Raw genomic sequence first — 2681 nt, forward strand, 5'->3', positions numbered from 1 at the left:
GGACAGGAGGATGCGCCCGGAGGGACGGCTTGCGCGCGGAGTAGGCTGCACCATCCCCATGCCTTCTCCGTCCGGAACGCCGCCGTCCTCCCGAAAGCCGCTGGTGGTCACTACTTCGGACCGGGTGGACGCACAGCTCGCACAGCGTGCGCGGAGCGCGGCGGAGGAAGTGGGCGTGCCGTATGTGGAGCGCCACCACAAGCTGCCCCTGAAGAAGCTGCTCACCGACACGGCGGACGCGCTGGTCGTCTTCGAATCCACGGCGGTATCGCTGGTGGACGCGGAAGGGACGCTGCGCTTCTCACCGGGGCTCGCGCACCTGCGCGTGAAGCAGCTGGACGCGGGCGTGACGGAGGACCAGTTGCTGCGCGTCGCGCGCCTGCGCGAAGGGGAGCGCGTGCTGGACTGCACCCTGGGGCTGGGCGCGGATGCGCAGGTGGCGGCGCGGCTGGTGGGCCCTACGGGCCACGTCACCGCGCTGGAGAAGAGCCCGGCGCTCTACCTGCTGGTGCGCCACGGACTCGCGGGGCTCGCGCGTCATCCGGCGGCCTCGGCGGTGGACGTGGTGAACGCGGACGCGACGGCATTCCTTCGCGCGCTGCCAGACGGAGCGTTCGACGTGGTGCTCTTCGACCCGATGTTCGAGCGCGAGCGAAAGTCCTCCGCCGCGTTCGAGGCGCTGCGCCGCCACGCGGACTACTCGCCGCTGACGCGGGAGGCGGTGGAGGAAGCGCGGCGCGTGGCACGCAGGGCGGTGGTGTTGAAGGGGTCGCGCTACTCGCAGGACTTCAAGAAGCTGGGCATCACTCCGGAGCCCGCCCGGCCCAACGCCACGGTGTTGTGGGCTCGACTCCCGGGCTCGGGCAACCCTGGGAATCCTGGTGGAGCCGGGAACGCTTGATAGCGTCCTGGACGGCTGTGACTCACCACCGGGAGCGACACATGAAGACGCTGAAGCGGGGATTGTTGCTGGCGGCTTGCCTGCTGGGGTCCGTGGGCTGTGGCGTGGAAGCCCCCGAGGAGGGTGCTCCGGCGCAGGAGGACACGCAGGAGGTGTCCGCGCAGGCCGGCTGCATCCCCGGCCAGACGCGCACCATCAAGGTGGGCTGCTGCACGCCCACGTTGGAGCGTCGGCAGAACCAGGTCTGCACCAACTCAGCGGGCTCCTGGAGCAACTCCGGCTCCAGCTACTGCGGTGGCTCGACCCTGAACTGCTACGGCGGCTGATCCGTCAGCCATTGGTTCGCGGACAAGTCCTGCGCGGACGCACGGCTCGGGCGGATATGTCCGAGGTCGATCGACGCAGGCACACACCCTGAGGGAAGAAGGGCGGAGCCGCCCGGACGGCAGCGGACGTGAAGGGCTGTCGCCGTTCACGAACCCGCGGGGTCTGGACGAGGGCCGGAAGAGCCAGCGGCGCGCGGCTCACCGGCTCGGGGGGTCCAGGGTGCCGTGAACCGGTCCGCCGGCCTCGGACACCGCTTCGTGGGTTCGTTCGCGAGAATCGCTGGATGGCTCCTTGGACTGGAGGCCATCCTCCGGAGAAGCGGTGTCCCAACCTGCCCGACGGTTGGACAGGTTGCTCGAGTCCACGCCCGTCACGTGCCCTCCGGCGTCTTCGCCACCGGGTTCGTAGGCAGTGGGCGGCAGGGCTGCTGGAAACCCCAGCGCCTCGCTGTCGGGCACCAAGGGAAGAACCTGCCCACGGGGACGAGGCGCACTCCCGAGTACCTCGGAGTCCTCGGTGGCTGAATCGAAGCGGCCAAGGCCACGCTCCTCAGCGCGGTCGCGTGCCTCGAATGCGTCGTCCTGCTCGGTGACTGACGTAGGCGCGCCGAGGCCACGCGTCTCAGCGCAGCTCTGGACCTCAAATGCATCGTCCTGCCTGGTGGTGGATATGAGGTCGCCGGGGCCAGGCGTTTCAATGCAAGGGTGTCCCTCGGGCGCATCGTCCTGCGAGGTGGCTGACGCGGGAGCGCAGTGATGGCCCTCCTGAGCGTGAGGAGCCTTGGGAGACGCATCCTCCCGAGGGACAGGAGCGAGTTGGTCGAGAACAAGCTCGTCGTACGTCTTCATCAGCGCCGGCAGCTGGTGCTGAAGAGCCTGGACGTCGCGCGCATACAGCGCATCCAACGCGCAGATGACCCACTGGCGCATCGCATCTCCGCCCATGAAGGGCAGCAGCCGGTCCGCGATGCCCCGGAAAGCCCGCTGCAGCGACTGGATGAGGAGCAGGTGCCCGGGCCGCGAAGCCACCTGGGCAGAAAGCCGCAGCAACTCGAATTCCAGCTGCGCGCAGCGCTCCTTGGGGTGGTACCAGCGCGCCGCGTCCTGGAGCGCGTAGCAGGTGCTCTCCAGCGGCCCCAGGGCCACGGCGGAGGCATTCGCGCAGCAGTCGGAAAGCAACTCCACCAGCACCTGCCGCTTGAGGCTGAAGAAGCCCTCCAGAAGGCGCCGGGACTCCTGGGTGCGCGTGTCATGCAGCGCCAGCCCGAGGTTCTCCAGCGTCAGCGACTCGTCCAGCGCCACCGCGCGCGCCTGCCGCCCGGGACGCAGCACCACCAGGCCCCTCGCCGCCAGCCGCCGCAAGGCCTCGCGCACCGTGCCCCGGCATACCCCATAGCGGCGCGCCATCTTCCGCTCCGAGGCCAACCCCCCATTCCTCGGCAGCCTCCTCTGCG

Annotated in this window: 3 protein-coding genes; 2 read left to right on the forward strand and 1 reads right to left on the reverse strand. The window is 69.7% G+C overall.

All coding sequences use genetic code 11. The features are described 5' to 3' along the window. Positions 1-58 precede the first annotated feature (58 nt). Together D7W81_RS40735 and D7W81_RS40740 are read left to right on the forward strand one after the other, a co-directional pair. Positions 59-901, forward strand: coding sequence for a class I SAM-dependent methyltransferase (locus D7W81_RS40735; protein WP_120560688.1), 843 nt, complete (start codon positions 59-61; stop codon positions 899-901). Between the two features lie 41 nt (positions 902-942). Continuing rightward, on the forward strand, positions 943-1227 hold the full coding sequence (locus tag D7W81_RS40740) for a hypothetical protein (protein WP_120560689.1): 285 nt from the start codon (positions 943-945) through the stop codon (positions 1225-1227). Between the two features lie 198 nt (positions 1228-1425). Here D7W81_RS40740 and D7W81_RS40745 read toward each other — a convergent pair. Further along, positions 1426-2681, reverse strand: a 1256-nt coding sequence (locus D7W81_RS40745) for a FadR/GntR family transcriptional regulator (protein ID WP_147445824.1), incomplete at its 5' end; no start/stop codon positions are given.

Origin of the sequence: Corallococcus aberystwythensis (genome assembly GCF_003612165.1) — a bacterium.
Taxonomy (GTDB): domain Bacteria; phylum Myxococcota; class Myxococcia; order Myxococcales; family Myxococcaceae; genus Corallococcus; species Corallococcus aberystwythensis.

Excerpts from the sequence above, each read along its gene's own strand:
- D7W81_RS40740 (WP_120560689.1), top strand. The coding sequence starts at position 943 with ATGAAGACGCTGAAGCGGGGATTGTTGCTGGCGGCTTGCCTGCTGGGG.
- D7W81_RS40735 (WP_120560688.1), top strand. The coding sequence starts at position 59 with ATGCCTTCTCCGTCCGGAACGCCGCCGTCCTCCCGAAAGCCGCTGGTG.